Annotated in this window: 15 protein-coding genes; 4 read left to right on the top strand and 11 right to left on the bottom strand. The window is 64.1% G+C overall.

What is annotated here, in order from left to right:
• Positions 1–46: 46 nt before the first annotated feature.
• A complete protein-coding gene (locus tag SO156_RS12540) occupies positions 47–1,744 on the bottom strand; it encodes a diguanylate cyclase domain-containing protein (protein ID WP_498534985.1) in 1,698 nt (565 codons plus the stop codon).
• Between the two features lie 111 nt (positions 1,745–1,855).
• Between SO156_RS12540 and SO156_RS12535 the strand changes: the two genes are divergently transcribed.
• Positions 1,856–2,545, top strand: coding sequence for a YggS family pyridoxal phosphate-dependent enzyme (locus SO156_RS12535; RefSeq protein WP_458144589.1), 690 nt, complete (start codon positions 1,856–1,858; stop codon positions 2,543–2,545).
• 195 nt (positions 2,546–2,740) lie between these two features.
• Here the strand turns inward: SO156_RS12535 and SO156_RS12530 are convergent, their stop codons facing one another.
• Together SO156_RS12530 and SO156_RS12525 are read right to left on the bottom strand one after the other, a co-directional pair.
• Entirely contained in the window at positions 2,741–3,526 is a 786-nt protein-coding gene (locus SO156_RS12530; RefSeq protein ID WP_498534984.1) for a 2-keto-4-pentenoate hydratase, read from the bottom strand.
• Between the two features lie 6 nt (positions 3,527–3,532).
• Positions 3,533–4,093, bottom strand: a complete 561-nt coding sequence (locus tag SO156_RS12525; RefSeq protein WP_498534983.1) for a L,D-transpeptidase family protein — start codon at positions 4,091–4,093, stop codon at positions 3,533–3,535.
• Between the two features lie 201 nt (positions 4,094–4,294).
• Here SO156_RS12525 and SO156_RS12520 point away from each other — a divergent pair, with 201 nt between their 5' ends.
• Positions 4,295–4,981, top strand: a complete 687-nt coding sequence (locus tag SO156_RS12520; protein ID WP_027525091.1) for a response regulator transcription factor — start codon at positions 4,295–4,297, stop codon at positions 4,979–4,981.
• Positions 4,982–5,040: 59 nt separating this feature from the next.
• Positions 5,041–5,484 carry a cyclic nucleotide-binding domain-containing protein gene (locus tag SO156_RS12515; RefSeq protein ID WP_458144591.1) on the top strand — a complete coding sequence of 148 codons (444 nt, stop codon included), beginning with the start codon at positions 5,041–5,043 and terminating at the stop codon, positions 5,482–5,484.
• Between the two features lie 110 nt (positions 5,485–5,594).
• Here SO156_RS12515 and SO156_RS12510 read toward each other — a convergent pair whose 3' ends face one another.
• The 4 genes from SO156_RS12510 to SO156_RS12495 all read right to left on the bottom strand — a co-directional run bounded on the left by SO156_RS12510 (position 5,595) and on the right by SO156_RS12495 (position 11,205).
• Positions 5,595–6,410, bottom strand: coding sequence for an exodeoxyribonuclease III (locus tag SO156_RS12510; RefSeq protein ID WP_498534982.1), 816 nt, complete (start codon positions 6,408–6,410; stop codon positions 5,595–5,597).
• A gap of 166 nt (positions 6,411–6,576) precedes the next feature.
• Positions 6,577–7,332 (bottom strand): outer membrane lipoprotein carrier protein LolA, encoded by a 756-nt coding sequence (locus tag SO156_RS12505; protein ID WP_458144645.1) that lies wholly within the window; start codon positions 7,330–7,332, stop codon positions 6,577–6,579.
• Between the two features lie 174 nt (positions 7,333–7,506).
• Positions 7,507–9,987 (bottom strand): DNA translocase FtsK, encoded by a 2,481-nt coding sequence (locus SO156_RS12500; RefSeq protein WP_498534981.1) that lies wholly within the window; start codon positions 9,985–9,987, stop codon positions 7,507–7,509.
• Between the two features lie 3 nt (positions 9,988–9,990).
• Positions 9,991–11,205, bottom strand: coding sequence for an aminotransferase class I/II-fold pyridoxal phosphate-dependent enzyme (locus tag SO156_RS12495; protein WP_498534980.1), 1,215 nt, complete (start codon positions 11,203–11,205; stop codon positions 9,991–9,993).
• A 299-nt stretch (positions 11,206–11,504) separates the two neighbouring features.
• Here SO156_RS12495 and SO156_RS12490 point away from each other — a divergent pair, with 299 nt between their 5' ends.
• Positions 11,505–12,290 (top strand): GGDEF domain-containing protein, encoded by a 786-nt coding sequence (locus tag SO156_RS12490; protein WP_498534979.1) that lies wholly within the window; start codon positions 11,505–11,507, stop codon positions 12,288–12,290.
• Positions 12,291–12,381: 91 nt separating this feature from the next.
• Here the strand turns inward: SO156_RS12490 and SO156_RS12485 are convergent, their stop codons facing one another.
• The 4 genes from SO156_RS12485 to SO156_RS12470 all read right to left on the bottom strand — a co-directional run bounded on the left by SO156_RS12485 (position 12,382) and on the right by SO156_RS12470 (position 15,890).
• Positions 12,382–12,786, bottom strand: a complete 405-nt coding sequence (locus SO156_RS12485) for a GFA family protein (RefSeq protein ID WP_458144596.1) — start codon at positions 12,784–12,786, stop codon at positions 12,382–12,384.
• A 207-nt stretch (positions 12,787–12,993) separates the two neighbouring features.
• Entirely contained in the window at positions 12,994–14,442 is a 1,449-nt protein-coding gene (locus SO156_RS12480) for an ammonium transporter (protein WP_458144597.1), read from the bottom strand.
• A gap of 38 nt (positions 14,443–14,480) precedes the next feature.
• Positions 14,481–14,819: a P-II family nitrogen regulator gene (locus SO156_RS12475; RefSeq protein WP_027535364.1), complete on the bottom strand. Its 339-nt coding sequence runs from the start codon at positions 14,817–14,819 to the stop codon at positions 14,481–14,483.
• A gap of 468 nt (positions 14,820–15,287) precedes the next feature.
• Positions 15,288–15,890 (bottom strand): ATP-dependent Clp protease proteolytic subunit, encoded by a 603-nt coding sequence (locus tag SO156_RS12470; RefSeq protein WP_498534978.1) that lies wholly within the window; start codon positions 15,888–15,890, stop codon positions 15,288–15,290.
• Positions 15,891–16,026 lie beyond the last annotated feature (136 nt).

Here is a 16,026-nt window from a genome sequence, read left to right as displayed (position 1 = left end):
GGGGTCAACGTCTAAGGCCTTCAAAACGGCCTGAGCGTGAGCTGTTTCAGCCCGCCATCGCGATCGCGCCGGCGCCTTCGCTCTCCTGCACCAGACCGTGCTCGACGACGGTGTTGCGGCCGCGATGCTTGGCGGCGTAGAGCGCGGCATCGGCCGCTTCGATCAGGTCGCCCGGACGCAAGGCCTCATTGGGCCGCGCCGCGGCAACGCCGATCGAGACGGTGACGATCATGTGGCTCGAGGTGATATGCGGCAGGCACAGCCGCAGCACCGCAACGCGAACGGTTTCGCCGATCTCTATGGCGCGCGTGAGGTCCGTGTTCGGCAGCAACAGGCAGAATTCCTCGCCGCCATAACGCGCGGCAAAGCCCATGGTGTCGGCCGCAATCCCCGACAGCGTCTCGCCGACCCTGGTCAGGCAGGAATCGCCCTCGAGATGGCCATAGGTGTCGTTGAAGAGCTTGAAATGGTCGACGTCGATCATCAGCAGCGACAGGTCGCTGTCATATTGCTGCGCGCGCATCCATTCGAAGTCGAGGCGGCTCTGGAAGCCGCGGCGGTTGGCAAGGCCCGACAGCATGTCGATCGAGGCCATGACAGTAAGCCGGTCGTTGCTCGCGATCAGCTCGCGCTCGCGCTGGCCGAGTTGGGCTGCCATCGCATTGAAGGCGCGGGCGAGCGGCACGAACTCGGCGGGCAGGCGATTGCGCGCGGCGCGGGCCGAAAGGTCGCCCTGGCCAAAGCGCTTGGCCATGTCGGCGAGCATCTCGATCGGCTTGATCACGAGCTTCTCGGCGGCGATCAGCGCGCCGAGCAGAACGAACACGACGACGAAAGCGAGCTGGAGATAGGCAGTGCGGATGTCGCGGCTGACGGCGGCAGAGACCTTGTCCTCGTCGATGCTGGCAATCAGGCGCGCATTGGTGCCGGCGATGCGCATGTAGCTGACCGCGCGGCGCGAGCCGTCGACCGCCATGAAGGACAGCGATCCTTCGTCCTGGTCCGAGCGGAGCGCCATGTCGGCAATCGCCGACATCAGCGGCAGATTGTCGAGCGGGCGGCCGACCGCGCTGTACTGGTCCGCGGGCGCGGCCAGCACCGTGCCGGCGCTGTCGACCAGCACGGCAGAAATGCCGGAGCGGCCGCCCAGATTGTTCATGATCTTCGACATCCAGTCGAGGTTCACGGTCGCGAGCACGACGGCGTCCGAGGTGCCCGAGAGCGCGGAGACCGGATAGACCGCCATCACGGTTGGCGTTTGCGACGGCTTTGACAGCAGGAAATCGGAGAGCACGAAGCGGCCGGTCTCCTGCGCCTGCTGGAAATAGGGCCGGTCACTCAAGTCGAGGCCGACATACATGTTGTTGGTCGAGCACTGGATGCGGCCGTCCTGGCCGGCGATCAGCAGCGTGCGGATCCAGGGCAGGCTGGCCGGCAGGCTTGCGCGCAGCACGTCGCAGCTCTTGCTGACGCCGCCGGCGGAGGCGCGGATGAAAGCCTCGGATTTCAATATCGTCTCGACCGACGAAATCACCTCGCGCTGTGCGTCCGCGCTGTGTCGCGCGATGGTCGTGAACTCGGTCGTCGCCTGCGCGATCTGCTTGACGCGCGCGTCTTCGAGCGAGCGGATGCGCTCCAGCATCAGGGGTACCACCAGAATCACCGCGAGCAACGCAAGCCGGGCCCGGATTCCGAGAACCTGCTTGAGTTTCGCGCGTTTGCGGTTGAGACTGACGTTGACCATTTTTGTGCTACCCACCCCGCGCGCAACTTAGTTCCAAGGGTTCAAGAAGCCTTTCTTGAAGTCGGTAAAATTGGAACTACCTCGGTAGTCACACGGGTCTCGAGCGACGTCATGACAGAAGCCAACGCCTTGCCGCTAACCGGGCATTCACCAAATGCGCTCGCCGCCGTGGAGCAGGAGATCGCGCGCGCATGCAAGGACGCACAGCGCGATCGCGCCGCGGTAACGCTGATCGCGGTGTCGAAGACGTTCGCTGCGGATGCAATTACACCGGTCATCGACGCGGGGCAGCGCGTATTCGGAGAAAATCGCGTGCAGGAAGCCAAGGCAAAGTGGCCGGCGTTAATTTCGAGTTACTCGGATATCGCGCTGCATCTGATCGGACCGTTGCAGTCGAACAAGGCGAAAGAGGCGGTCGCGCTGTTCGACGCCATTCATTCGGTGGACCGTCCGAGCATTTGCCAAGCGTTAGCCAAGGAAATCGAATCCCAGAACAGGCACCCGCAGCTCTTCGTCCAGATCAACACCGGCGAGGAGCCGCAGAAGGCCGGCGTCGCGCCCGGCGAGGCGGATGCCTTCATCGCAAGCTGCCGCGACAGCTATGGGCTCAACATTTCCGGCCTGATGTGCATCCCGCCCGCGAACGAGCCGCCGGCCGCGCATTTCGCCCTCACCGCCAAGATCGCCGCGCGCAACGGATTGAAAGATCTCTCGATGGGCATGAGCGCCGATTTCGCCACCGCCATCATGCTAGGTGCCACGCATATCCGCGTGGGCTCGGCGATCTTCGGGCATCGGTGATCACGCTGAGTGTATGTAAACGTCGTCGTCCCGGACAAGCATAGCGAAGCGGAGCGCAGATCCGGGACCCATAACCACAGGCAGTAGTTTGGCGAAGACTCGCGGTTGCCAGCTCGCGCCGCAGCTTCTTCCTGTGGTTATGGGTCCCGGGCTCGCGCTTCGCGCGCCCCGGGACGACGGCGGTGTTGGTGGCGCCTACGCGAACCTCACCGATACCTTCCCCAGCGCACCGAAATCCGCGGCGAGATGATCGCCGGCCTCGATCGGCAGCGGCGGATGGCAGGTGCCTGTCGTCACCACCTGCCCTGCTCTCAACGTGATCCCGAGCGCGCGCAGCTCGTTCGCGAGCCAGGCGAGCGCGATACGGGGATCGCCAAGCACGTTCCTGCCATGGCCGACATAGCGCCGGCCGCGCAGCGTGATCTCCGGCCGCTCCTCCACGAGATCACGCGCGCGCCAATCCACTGTGGTCGGCGCGCCCAGTACGAACAGGTGCGCGCAGGCATTGTCGGCGATGAGCTGCGCCTCGCCGGCGCTGACGAAATCGGCAAAGCGCGAGTCCGGAATTTCGATCGCGGGATGCAGCGTATCGACCGCCGCAAGTACCTCGTCGACGCCAAACGGCGAAGACTGCGGCGGCAGGTCGCGCGCCATGCGGAAGGCGAATTCCGGCTCCCCGACCCGCATCTCGTTGCCCCTCATCGAGGCCGTGCCGCCATCGGCGATGACGGTCTCGCTCAGGATGCGTCCGGCCATCGGTCCCCTGACATTGATGTGCCTCTGCCCGGCCTCGCTGGTCGCCGCGATCTTCCACCCGAACAGCGTGCCGCTTGACGCGGATTCGAGCGCAGCCTGGATGGCGTAGCCCTCGCTGCGCGAGTGCGGCCGCAAGGCGTTTTCAAGCGCGTCAAGCTTGGTGCCGGCGCGCCAGTGGCCCGCGAGCACGCGCGAGGCAGCTTTGATTCGGTTCTCGTCGAGCATGGTCCCTCACCCGATGATGATCCTGGTCTTTGGTCCCAGACGCCGCAACAATTGCAGCATTGCCGCTTGTCTCATCGAGACACAGCCCGCCGTGGGTCCGAAATTGTCGCGCGCCAGATGCAAAAACACCGCGCTGCCACGGCCGCGAATGCGTGGCCGTGTGTTGTGGTCGATCTCGACGATGAAGTCGTAGAGCTGGTCGGCGCGCGTGAGCCGGTCGCCGCCCTGCCCCGCCCCGCGCCGGATCGGCCGGTTATAATGGCGGTCGGCGGGATCTTCGCACCAGGCATCCTCGGGCCGAATGGCGCGGACCGGCAGGAAGGTCTGCGGCCGGCCGTAGCGGTCGCCCCGCCACCACAGCTGCCGCGGCCGAAAGCTGCCCTTGGGCGTGCCGCCGTCGCCCTCGCGCTTGTTGGCGCGAATGCCGCCACGGCCCAGCGCCACGGGAATCGTCAGGGGCCCGGCAGTCAGCCAGCCCCGCCGCGGATTACCTGCCGACGCCCTCACCCGGATCGTGGAAAGCGGTCCGTTTTTGGCGTAAGAAATTGATATATATTGTCTTTTCATGTGAAGGCGCGGTGTCGGCTTCATTACAGGACATTCATCGAAAAGCCCTGCTATTCTGCGTTAGAGTAGTTCTGGCTTGAGAATCGGTAGCAGCCCACTACTTCAAGACGAACAACAATAATAACGGCGACCTCTAACTTACCAATCGCAGCTCTCACGCGGCATGCGCGCGTCGGAGTTCGACCCCAAAAGGATGACCCCATGGCCAATGCCCGCAAGATCCTGATCGTGGATGACGATTCCGATCTGCGCGATACGTTGGTGGAGCAATTATCGCTGCACGAAGAGTTCGAAGCCTCGGCCGTCGATACCGGCGCAAAGGGCGCGAGCGCCGCAAAGGCCAATTCCCCCGATCTCGTGCTGATGGATGTCGGCCTGCCCGACACCGACGGCCGCGAGGTGGTGCGCAGCTTGCGCAAGGGCGGCTTCAAGGCCCCGATCATCATGCTGACCGGGCATGATACGGATTCCGACACGATTTTGGGCCTGGAATCCGGTGCCAACGACTATGTGGCAAAGCCCTTCCGCTTCGCGGTGCTGCTGGCGCGCATCCGCGCCCAGCTTCGTCAGCATGAAGCGAGCGAAGACGCGGTGTTCTCGGTCGGGCCCTACAGCTTCCGCCCGGGCTCGAAAATGTTGACCGCCGCCAACGCGCGCAAGGTACGGCTGACCGAGAAGGAAACCGCCATCCTGCGCTTCCTCTACCGGGCCGGCCAGATGCCGGTCTCGCGCGAGACGCTGCTCCAGGAGGTCTGGGGCTATAATTCCGGCGTCACCACCCACACGCTGGAAACCCATATCTACCGTCTCCGGCAGAAGATCGAGAAGGACGCCGCCAACCCGGAAATCCTGGTCACGGAAGCCGGTGGCTACAAGCTGGTGCCGTGATACGCTCCGAAGGCCTCGCGAATCGTTTTAGATTGCGGGCCTTTGAGCCACGGAACTGAATGTCAATCGACGACGACGTAGCGCTGCTCGAGCGTGTCCCGACACTGCGCCTGTTGGGAGAAGCCTCGTTGCGCATGTTGGCGATCGGTTCCGAGCAGCGTGACTTCGTGCGCGGCGATGTCCTCTTCAATAAGGGCGATGACGCGGACGCCGGCTTCGTGGTTCAGCGCGGCGCCTTTCGCGTCGAGGACGGCGCCGGTGCCGAGATGATCGCCGGCCCCGGTACGCTCATCGGCGAGCTTGCGCTGGTGGTGCCGATGAAGCGTCCGTCGAGCGCGATCGCGCTGGAGCACTCCTCCGTCATCCGCGTCGCCCGCAGCCTGTTTCAGCGCGTGCTGGAGAGCGATCCCGCCGCCGCCCTCCGCCTTCGCGACGAGTTCGCGATCCGGTCGAGCCAGATCGCCAGCGATATTCTGATGGCGGGTTCGAAGCTGAATAACTAGCCGTCTTTCGTAGCCCGGATGGAGCGAAGCGCAATCTGGGATTCGTTTCGATCCGGCGCGACTGACCCGGATTTCGCTTCGCTCCATCCGGGCTACGGGCAGCCCTGAGCTCACGCCTCCAGCGTCACCGTCACCGGCACATGATCCGACGGCCGCTCCCAGCTCCGCGCGTCGCGAAGAATCCTGAAATCGCTGACCGCATCCTTGAGCGCGCGCGAGACCCAGATGTGGTCGAGCCTGCGGCCGCGGTCGCCGACGGTCCAGTCGGCGGCGCGGTAGCTCCACCACGTATAGACCTTTTCCGACATCGGAATGTGCTCGCGCGCGACGTCGACCCATTCGCCGGCATCAAGGGCGGCCATCAGCTTCTCGCATTCGATCGGCGTATGCGAGACGACCTTCAGAAGCTGCTTGTGCGACCAGACGTCGTTCTCATGCGGCGCGACATTGAGATCGCCGACCAGGATGTGGCGGTCCTCGCCGCGCGGATGCAGCGGCTCGCACGCCTTCATCTCGTCGAGGAAACGAAGCTTGTGGTCGAATTTCTCGTTCAGCGCGGGATCGGGAATGTCGCCGCCGGCGGGAACGTAGAAATTGTGCAGCACCAGCGGTTTTGCAAGCTGCGCCTTTTCGCCGAACGACACCGAGATGTGGCGCGAATCGATCTTGTCGCAGAAGGTGCGGATGTCGGTATTCTCGAACGGAATTTTCGAGACGATGGCGACGCCGTGATAGCCCTTCTGCCCGTTCAGCGCGACGTGCTCATAGCCGAGCCGCTTGAATCGCTTGAGCGGAAAAGCATCGTCGATGCACTTGGTCTCCTGGAGGCACAGCACGTCCGGCCGCGCGCTCTTGAGGAATTTGGCGACGAGGTCGATGCGCAGCCGCACCGAATTGATGTTCCAGGTTGTCAGGGAGAGACGCATGAGGGATGCGTCATAGCATGGTTTGATGTGGTGGAGAGGTTTGTCCACAGGGCACGAAGCGCTTGTGGTTTCGTAGGGTGGGTTAGCGAAGCGTAACCCACCTCTTTGGTTTCCGCGGCAACGGAAGCGGTGGGTTACGCCTTCGGCTAACCCACCCTACAAGAACTCAACCCGGCGACGGGACGTTGTAGTTGGTGAAGTCGATCTTGAACATGTTCGGATCGAGCTTCTTGGTGCTGTCGAGATTGTAGACCGCGAAGGTGGTGTCGTAGCCCTGCGGGTCGGTCACCGTCCATTGCTTCAACTGGCCGTCCTTGGCGCCGACCATCAGCAGCAGACGGCTGGTGCCGATCAGCGCCTGCTTCTCCTCGATGGTGACGCTGATGAAGAGATCGTCCGCGGTGACGTTGATGACGTTGGTGTCCTTCATCAGGTCGATGCGGTCCGAGAGCAGGAAGCGCAGCGGCGTCTGCGACAGAGGATAGACGTCCTGGGTCGCGAGCTTGCGGTCGCGCACCACGAGCGAGGATCCGTCGGCGATGATGTCGATCGGATTCGGCGGATCGTATTCGACGCGCATCTTGCCGGGCTTCTGGATGTAGAAGTCGCCTTGCGTCTTGCTGCCGTCGGGCCCGACCTGCACGAAATTGCCGACCAGCGTCTGCAACGACGACAGATATGCGCTGACCCTGGCGGCCTGCGCCTTCTGCTTATCGTCAAAGGTCTGGAAGATGCTGCTCGGCACGTTGCGGCGCGGATCCGGAATGATCGGATTGGGCGGCGTCTGGGTGGCGCCCGTCGTGGCGGGCCCGCCGCTCATCTGCCCGCCGTCGCGGCCCTTCGGTGCGGGTTTCGGAACGGGGACGGTCTGCGCGAACGACGTCGCGCTGGCGGCAGCCATCGAAGCGGTGATGACAAGCATGCTCGCCAGCCGCGCGCTGCGCGCGGCGAAGGAGGCAGCCAATCGAATATCTGGATTTCCGGTCAACGCGTCGTCCTGTGTGGCTTGGCGCCCTTTTACCGTGGTTTCGGGCAAAAGCAGATATCGTTTTTGCGTGAAAAACTCATTGTGAGGCCCGGTTCGGCGCCTTTTGCCTCACATATGGCTGTCTTCTTCCTCGACCAGGATCTCGCGTTTGCCGGCATGATTGGCCGGTCCGACAATACCTTCCAGTTCCATGCGCTCCATCAGCGAGGCGGCGCGGTTGTAGCCGATCTGAAGCCGGCGCTGGATGTAGCTGGTGGAGGCCTTGCGGTCGCGTTTGACGATGGCAACGGCTTGCGAGAACAGGTCGCCGCCGCCATCCCCACCCATGCCGGTGGCATCGAAAACCGCGCCGTCTTCGTCCTCGGCAGGTTCTTCCGCGGTGACCGCTTCGAGATATTCCGGCTGTCCCTGCGTCTTGAGGTGACGCACCACCTTCTCGACTTCCTCGTCGGAGGCGAACGGGCCGTGCACGCGGCTGATGCGGCCGCCGCCGGCCATGTAGAGCATGTCGCCCTGGCCGAGCAGCTGCTCGGCGCCCATCTCGCCCAGGATGGTACGGCTGTCGATCTTGGAGGTGACCTGGAAGGCGATGCGGGTCGGGAAGTTCGCCTTGATGGTGCCGGTGATGACGTCGACCGAGGGACGCTGCGTCGCGAGGATCACGTGCAGGCCGGCGGCGCGCGCCATCTGCGCAAGGCGCTGCACCGCGCCTTCGATATCCTTGCCGGCGACCATCATCAGGTCGGCCATTTCGTCGACGATGATGACGATGTAGGGCAGCGGATCGAGCGCGAGCTTTTCTTCCTCGTAGATCGCCTTGCCGGTTTCCTTGTCGAAGCCGGTGTGCACCGTGCGCGTCAGATCCTCGCCCTTGCCCTTGGCCTCGAGCAGGCGCGCATTGTAGCCATCGATGTTGCGCACACCGAGCTTGGCCATGTTCTTGTAGCGCTCTTCCATCTCGCGCACGGCCCATTTCAGCGCGACCACCGCCTTCTTCGGATCGGTTACGACGGGGGTGAGCAGATGCGGGATGCCGTCATAGACGGAGAGTTCGAGCATCTTCGGATCGACCATGATCAGCCGGCACTGATCCGGGCGCAGCCTGTAGACCAGGCTGAGGATCATGGTGTTGATGGCGACCGACTTGCCCGAGCCGGTGGTGCCGGCGATCAGCATGTGCGGCGTGCGCGCCAGATCGATGATGACGGGATCGCCGCCGATGGTCTTGCCGAGGCAGAGCGGCAGTTTTGCCACCGTCTCGGTCGCCTCCTTCGCCACCAGCAGCTCGCGCAAATAAACCTTTTCGCGATGCGCGTTCGGCAGCTCGATGCCGATGGCGTTGCGGCCGGGCACCACGGCGACGCGGGCCGACAGCGCGCTCATGGAGCGCGCGATGTCGTCGGCAAGTCCGATCACGCGCGATGACTTGATGCCGGGTGCCGGCTCCAGCTCGTATAGCGTGACGACCGGACCCGGATTGGCTTTGACGATCTCGCCGCGCACGCCAAAGTCCCCGAGCACGCCTTCGAGCGAACGCGAATTGGTTTCCAGCTCGGCCTTGCTGAGTGGCTGGCGATCGCCGGCCTTCGGCGCAGCCAGCATGGAGACAGAGGGAAGGTCGAACTTGTCGGAAGATTTTTTCGAGGGCGCCTTCGGTGCAGCCTTCTTGCGCGAAGTGCGCGCGGCCGGCGCCTCCTCCTCCTCTTCGTCTTCCTCTTCCTCGTTCTCCTCTTCCTCGTAATCCTCGTCCTCATTGTCGGCATGCGGCGAGATCGAGGGCGCGGCGCGGCCGCCGAGATTGGGCTCCTGGCGATCGAACGAGGCGGTACGTGGCTTTGACCCACTCGAGACCAGCGAGCGATAGGCGGCACCACGCAGCCAGACGATCCGCGCCTTCGTGCTCATCAGCGCATGGAACAGCCAGCCGAGCGACACCGAGCCACGGTCCTCCCCCTCTTCCTCGAACGGGGTGTCGTCGTCCTCGATCTGCGTCAGCTCGTCGTCGTCGCGCGCGCGCGCGCCGAGGCCGCACGCGATCAGGAACGTCGTGGCCATCGCGACGAACAGGATCGTTCCGAACACCATGCGATAGATGGCGCCCGCGGGTCCGAAGATCACGGCCGGTGCGCGCACCAGCGCGTCGCCGACCACGCCGCCGAGCCCGGTCGGCAATGGCCATGCGCCGCCATGCGGCCAGCAGCTCGCAAAACCTGCCGCAATCACCGTGCAGAGGATCCAGCAGCCGAGCCGCAGCGCCTCGCGATCGAACGGGCGGTGGGTCATCATGCGCCAGCCCCACACCGCGACGGTGAGGATCAGCATGATCGCGCCGAGACCGAGAATCTGCATCGCGAGATCGGCGCCGATCGCGCCGGCATAGCCGAGGATGTTGCGGATCGGCCGCGAGGTGGCGTGGCTCAGACTCGGGTCCTGCACCGACCAGGTCATCAGCGCGGTTGCGGCGATGCCCGACAGCGCGATCAGGCCAAGACCGGTGAGCTCGCGCACGCGGCGCGTCAGCGCGTCACGGATCGACGGCGGCAGGTGTCCGACCAGTGGGATGACACGTTCGATTGCCGACATGCTCATCGCCTAACCCAACGTCGTGACCAGCCGGTGCAGCGCCTCGGCGGTGACCTCGCCGTTCTGCACCAGCGCCAGGCGGATGAAGCCCGCGCCCGGATTGAAACCATCCGGCTGGAGCCGCGCCAGATAGCTGCCCGGCACCACGCGCACGCCGGCCTCCTTCCAGAGCTTCAAGGTGACGGCCTCGTCGCTGCCGAGCGGCGAGGTGTCGAGCCAGACGCAGAAGCCACCCGCGGGCCGCCGATAGCCGTAGCGATTGCCGAGGATCTGGTCGGCGAGATCGAACTTGATGCGGTAGAGCCTGCGGTTCTCCTCGACATGCGCCTCGTCGCCATAGGCAACGGTGGCGACATGCTGGAGCGGCACAGGCACCTGTGGTGCGGCAACGCTGCGCAGCTCGAGAAACAGGCTCAGGAATTTCTTGTCGCCGGCGGCGAAGCCGACGCGCAGGCCCGGCAGGTTCGAGCGTTTGGAGAGCGACTGGAAGGCGACGACGCGTGTGAAGTCGGGGCCGGCGTATTCGAGTGCACTGCCCGGCGCTTCCCGCGTGTAGATTTCCGAGTAGCACTCGTCGCTCAGAATGACGAAGCCATAGCGGTCGGTGAGGCCCTTCAGGCGGGTGAAGTAATCGCGCGAGGCGACCGAGCCCTGCGGGTTGGCGGGCGAGGCGATGTAGAAGGCGACGGTGCGCGCCAGCGTCGCCTCGTCGATCGCATCGAGGTCGGGCAGGAAACCGTTCTCGACCGTCGTCGGCAGGTAGACCAGCTCGCAAGCGGCGGCGCGGGCCCCGGCGCCATAGACCGGGTAGAACGGGTTCGGCATCAGGATCGCCGGCTTGCCGGCACGCGGGCCGACATAGCGCGTGGCCGTGATTGCCGCGAAGAACAGCCCTTCGCGGCTGCCATTGAGAACGAGGACCTCGCTCTCGGGATCGACCGGACGGGGCAGGTTGAAGCGATGGCCGAGCCAGCTTGCGGCGGCTTTTCGGAACGGCTCGATGCCATTGTTCAGCGGATAGCGGCCGAAATCGGCGATGTGCTTTGCCAGCACCGGTCCTACGAAGTCGGGCACCGGGTGCTGCGGCTCGCCAACCGCGAGCGTAATCAAAGGCTTACCCGGCTGGTGTGGGGCCAGGAGCTCGTTCAGCCGGACAAATGGCGAGCGTTCGGTATCAGAGCTTCCACTGCCCTGCGGCGCACGGGATGAAGCGGTCATAGCCATACGTTGGGCGCCAGCACTCTTGGAACTGCCGGTTGCAGATCGCACCGGCCGGAAGCGGTTCAGTTCACCATAGATAGGGCGAGGTTAAGACGCGATTAACCATCGGTCGGTCCCCCCGTCCAGTGCCGAATAATTGGCGCCGATAGGAGGGGGATGCGCGGCCACCGACGGTTCCGTTTCCCGGCATTTTAGGCAAGGCCGTCGCGCCCCATTAACCCCCTCCTCCAAGAAGGTTTTCGCGTTGGCGATTCGCTGGTCGCGCCGGTGTTATGGCTACACGCGACAAGCGGGGGCGGTGTGTGACCATTCAGATTGCGACACATGGCGATGTGCTTCGCCATACGGCGAGGCGCGCGGCGATATCAGCGGGCCTGACCATCGTCATGACCGCGTCGACGCTGCTGCTGCATCTCGGCACCGATTTCAGCGCCACGGTGAGCGTCGGCTACATCATCGGCTTCAGCCTCTGCATTGCGACCGCAATCTCGGTCTCGCTGTCCGGCGCGCTCAGCTATCGCTCGGGGCTCGTGATGCAGGAACTGACGCTGACCCGCCGCGAGCTCGCGCGCATGTCGCAGACCGACCAGCTCACCGGCCTCTTCAACCGTCGCGGCTTCGATGACGCGGCGGCGCTCGCGCTGACCTCGGCGCGCCAGCGCAGCGTGCCGGTGACGGTGTTTTTGTGCGACATCGATCACTTCAAGTCGATCAACGACCGCTTCGGCCATGACGCCGGCGACAAGGTGCTGGTCGAGGTCTCCGACGTGCTGCGGCAGCTCGCGCGGACCGAGGGCGTGCTGGTCGCGCGCTATGGCGGCGAGGAGTTTGCCGGCCTCATGGTCGGCGTCACTCGCGATCAGGCTGAACGACACGCGGAGGCGCTGCGCACGACCTGCGCGAGCCGCGAAATCCCGATCGGCGAGAATCTCGAGCGCGTCACCATCAGCCTCGGCTTCACGGTGTCCTGCGCCGATGCCGACCTCGCCGAGCTGATCCGGATTGCCGACCGCGCGCTCTATGCTGCCAAACGCCGCGGTCGTGATCGTGTTGTCGAGGCCGACGAGCGCGCGCTCGTGGCGGCGTGATCGCGTCTCTGCTGGTGGAATAGCGCGATTGGGCCGCGGGCTCGCTCAATCTCTCCCGCAAGCGGGAGAGGGAGCGCACCGACTTTGCGGTCTAGTGCGGTGGCAGCTTCTCGAACGTCGGCATCCCTTCGGGGATCTGGTGGAACTCCTGCTTGTCGCAGGTATAGATCGCGATCTGCGGCTTGAACTGCGCAGGGTCGTCCAGCGTGCCGACCTTCACGATCGCGGCCGGCAGGCCCGGTACCTTCGTCACCAGATGCGTGCCGCATTCGGCGCAGAATTCCCGTGTCACGGCGCGCGCGAGGTCCTTGCGCGTAAACTGCTTGGGCTGGCCGGTGATGTAGGTGAAGCCGGACGCCGGCATCGCGATGAAGGTGTTGGGCTCGCCGCCCGAGATATACTGGCATTCGCGGCAATGGCATTGCGCCTGCATCATCGGATCGCCCTCGGCGACGTAACGCACCTCGCCGCAATAGCATCCACCTTCCAGCCGCATGACGACCTCCCTTTTGTTATTCGTTGAGGTCGTTATTTCGGCGCCGGCCGGCTTCCTTGGCAAGTTTTTCTTTTGTGACACCGCAAAAAAGAAAGGGGCTCCAACTTGCGCTGGAGCCCCTCAACGGTCGGGGCATTGCCGGGTATGTGCCCAAACCGTAGTTCTGGATGCGATCTTCCTTCGAAGATCGCACCCGGGAGGAGAGCGTTACATGTTGTAAGCGCGTTCGGTGTGCTCGGTGATGTCGAGGCCTTCACGCTCGGTCTCGACATTGGCACGCAGGCCGACGATCACGTCGACGACCTTGTAGAGGATCGCCGAGCCGATGCCGGACCACACCAGCGTGGTGGAGACGCCCCAGATCTGGGAGATCATCTGTGCCGCGAAGTCGTAATCGGCAACCTTCGGCGGGATCGCGGTGTAGTCGATGATGCCCGCACCACCCAGCGCCGGGTTGACGAGGATGCCGGTGCCCAGCGCGCCGACGATGCCGCCGACGCAGTGCACGCCGAACACGTCGAGCGAGTCATCGTAGCCGAGGGCGTTCTTCACCACGGTGCAGAAGAACAGGCAGACGACGCCGACGACGAGGCCGAGCACGATCGCACCCATCGGGCCCGAGTAGCCGGCCGCCGGGGTTACCGCCACGAGACCCGCGACCGCGCCGGAGAGCGCGCCGAGCACCGAGGGATGACCCTTCACGATCCACTCCGCGAACATCCACGACAGCGCAGCGGCTGCGGTGGCGACGAAGGAGTTGGTCATGGCGAGGGCTGCGCCGCCGTTGGCTTCCAGGTTGGAGCCGGCGTTGAAGCCGAACCAGCCGACCCAGAGCAGCGAGGCGCCGATCATGGTCATGGTCAGCGAGTGCGGGGCCATCAGCTCCTTGCCGTAGCCGGTGCGCTTGCCGATCAGGAGCGCACCAACGAGACCGGCGATGCCGGCATTGATGTGCACCACGGTGCCGCCCGCGAAGTCGATCGCGCCCTTCTTGAAGACCCAACCAGCGTCGGCGTTGATCGCGTCGAGCTGGGCCTGGGCCGCCGTCTTCGCCGCCGCATCACCCGCAGCAGCCAGAGCCTTGGCGGCATCCTGGATCGCGTCCGGACCCGGCCAGTACCAGACCATGTGCGCGATCGGGAAGTAGATCAGCGTGACCCAGAGCGGAATGAACAGCGCGACCGCCGAAAACTTCATGCGCTCGGCAAAGGCGCCGACGATGAGGGCGGGCGTGATCGCCGCGAAGGTCATCTGGAAGCAGACATAGACGAGCTCCGAAATGTTGGCATCGACGCTGAAGGTCGCCACCTTCGAGTCCGTCGTGATGCCCATCATGAAGGCCTTGGAGAAGCCGCCGATGAAGTCGGAACCGCCGGTGAAGGCGAGGCTGTAGCCGTAGAGGGCCCAGAGCACGGTGACGACGCAGACCGTGTAGAACACCTGGGCGAGAACCGAGAGCATGTTCTTGGAGCGGACGAGGCCGCCATAGAACAGCGCAAGACCCGGGATCGTCATCAACAGCACGAGCACTGTCGATGTCAGCATCCAGGCGTTATCCCCCTTGTTGACCGTTGGCTCGGCGTAGGCTGCGGTCGCAGCGAACATGCCGACTGCGAGGGCGGCCAGTCCCGCGCCATAGGGACGCTTAAACGTCATTTCATTTTCTCCTGATTCGATAAAGGTTGAGCGCGAAATCAAAGTGCCGCGGCGTCGGCCTCGCCGGTGCGGATGCGGACCGCATGGTCGAGGTTGATGACGAAGATCTTGCCGTCGCCGATTTGTCCGGTTTTCGCAGCCGACGTGATGGCGTCGATGGTCTTGTCGACCTGCTCGGAGGCGACGGCGACTTCGATCTTGATCTTGGGCAGGAAGCTCACGGCGTATTCGGCGCCGCGATAGATTTCCGTATGGCCCTTCTGCCGGCCGTATCCCTTGACTTCCGTCACCGTGAGACCGTGAACGCCGATGGCGGTCAGGGCGTCACGGACTTCTTCCAGCTTGAATGGCTTGATAATCGCCATAACAATTTTCATGGGTCCTATCCCCGCTTGGGCCCGGTCCGGACGTGGCCGGGCGTTCTCGACTGGTTCACCACGAGGAGAAGCTTCACACCGCGGGCACAGCCGGGCCCTGAGAATCAAATGCCGTGCCAGATCGATGTCGTTGCCTAACGGACTATGAATGCGAGGCTTTTCCCGCTTTGCGGATGTCACGCTGCACTGCGCTAATAGGTCGCGCCTAAAACATAATCACGTCTGCTCAAATCGAATGCAGAACAGGCTGCCGACACAATGTTGCTCACGTGTCAGGCAGGGAAACGGTATTTTGATACGTGAGAGCGCCTACCGGAGCGCCGCGTCGTGCCGGAAAATGTCGGGTCTTCCAATTCGTGCTCACGCGTGATGCGCAAGCGCGCGACCAGCGCGACCGGGCTGAAGCTCGCAAGCTCCGCTGAGCATGGAACAGCCGGACGGTAGCGGCTGAAGGGCCCTATCGGACCATCAGGCGGCGTCGCGTTCCGCAAAGACCCTGTCGATCAGTCCCCATTCGACCGCCTGTTGCGCGTTCATGAAGTGGTCGCGATCCAGGGTCCGTTCCACCTCCTGTTCAGGGCGCCGGCAATGTTGTGCATAGAGCCGGATAATGCGCCGCTTGGTTTCCTGCATTTCGGTGGCATGGATCAGGATGTCAGACGCCTGGCCCTGAAAGCCGCCGAGCGGCTGATGCACGTGGAGGCTCGCATTGGGCAGCGCGGCGCGGTGACCGGGCTCGCCGGCCATCAGCAGGAACGACCCCATGGAGCGCGCGGTGCCCATGCATAGCGTATGAACCGGCGCCTTGATGAACTGCATGGTGTCGTACATCGCAAGTCCGCTGGTGACCACGCCGCCATAGGAATTGATGTAGAGATTGATCGGCTTGTTCGGGTTCTCCGCCTCCAGGAACAACAGCTGCGCGCAGACGAGCCCGGACATTGCATCATTGACTTCGCCGTTGAGAAAGATGATGCGCTCGCGCAGGAGCCGGGAGTAGATATCGAAGGATCGTTCGCCGCGGCTGGACTGTTCGACGACCATAGGGACGAGCTGCAGCATGTCGCGCATCGGCGACCTCCATTTCCGTAGGTGATGAAGTCGTTCTGCTTGCTAACGCGCGATGAGATCAGGCCGCGCGCATCAGGCAGCAGTTGGTGTTGGCCGCCTGCGGCCGCTTTGCTCTGATGTCGCAGGCTTCCTGGAT

The sequence above is a fragment of the Bradyrhizobium sp. UFLA05-125 genome (assembly GCF_059803515.1).
Note: the sequence above shows the minus strand (reverse complement) of the source record. Positions and strands in the feature narration are given on the sequence as shown.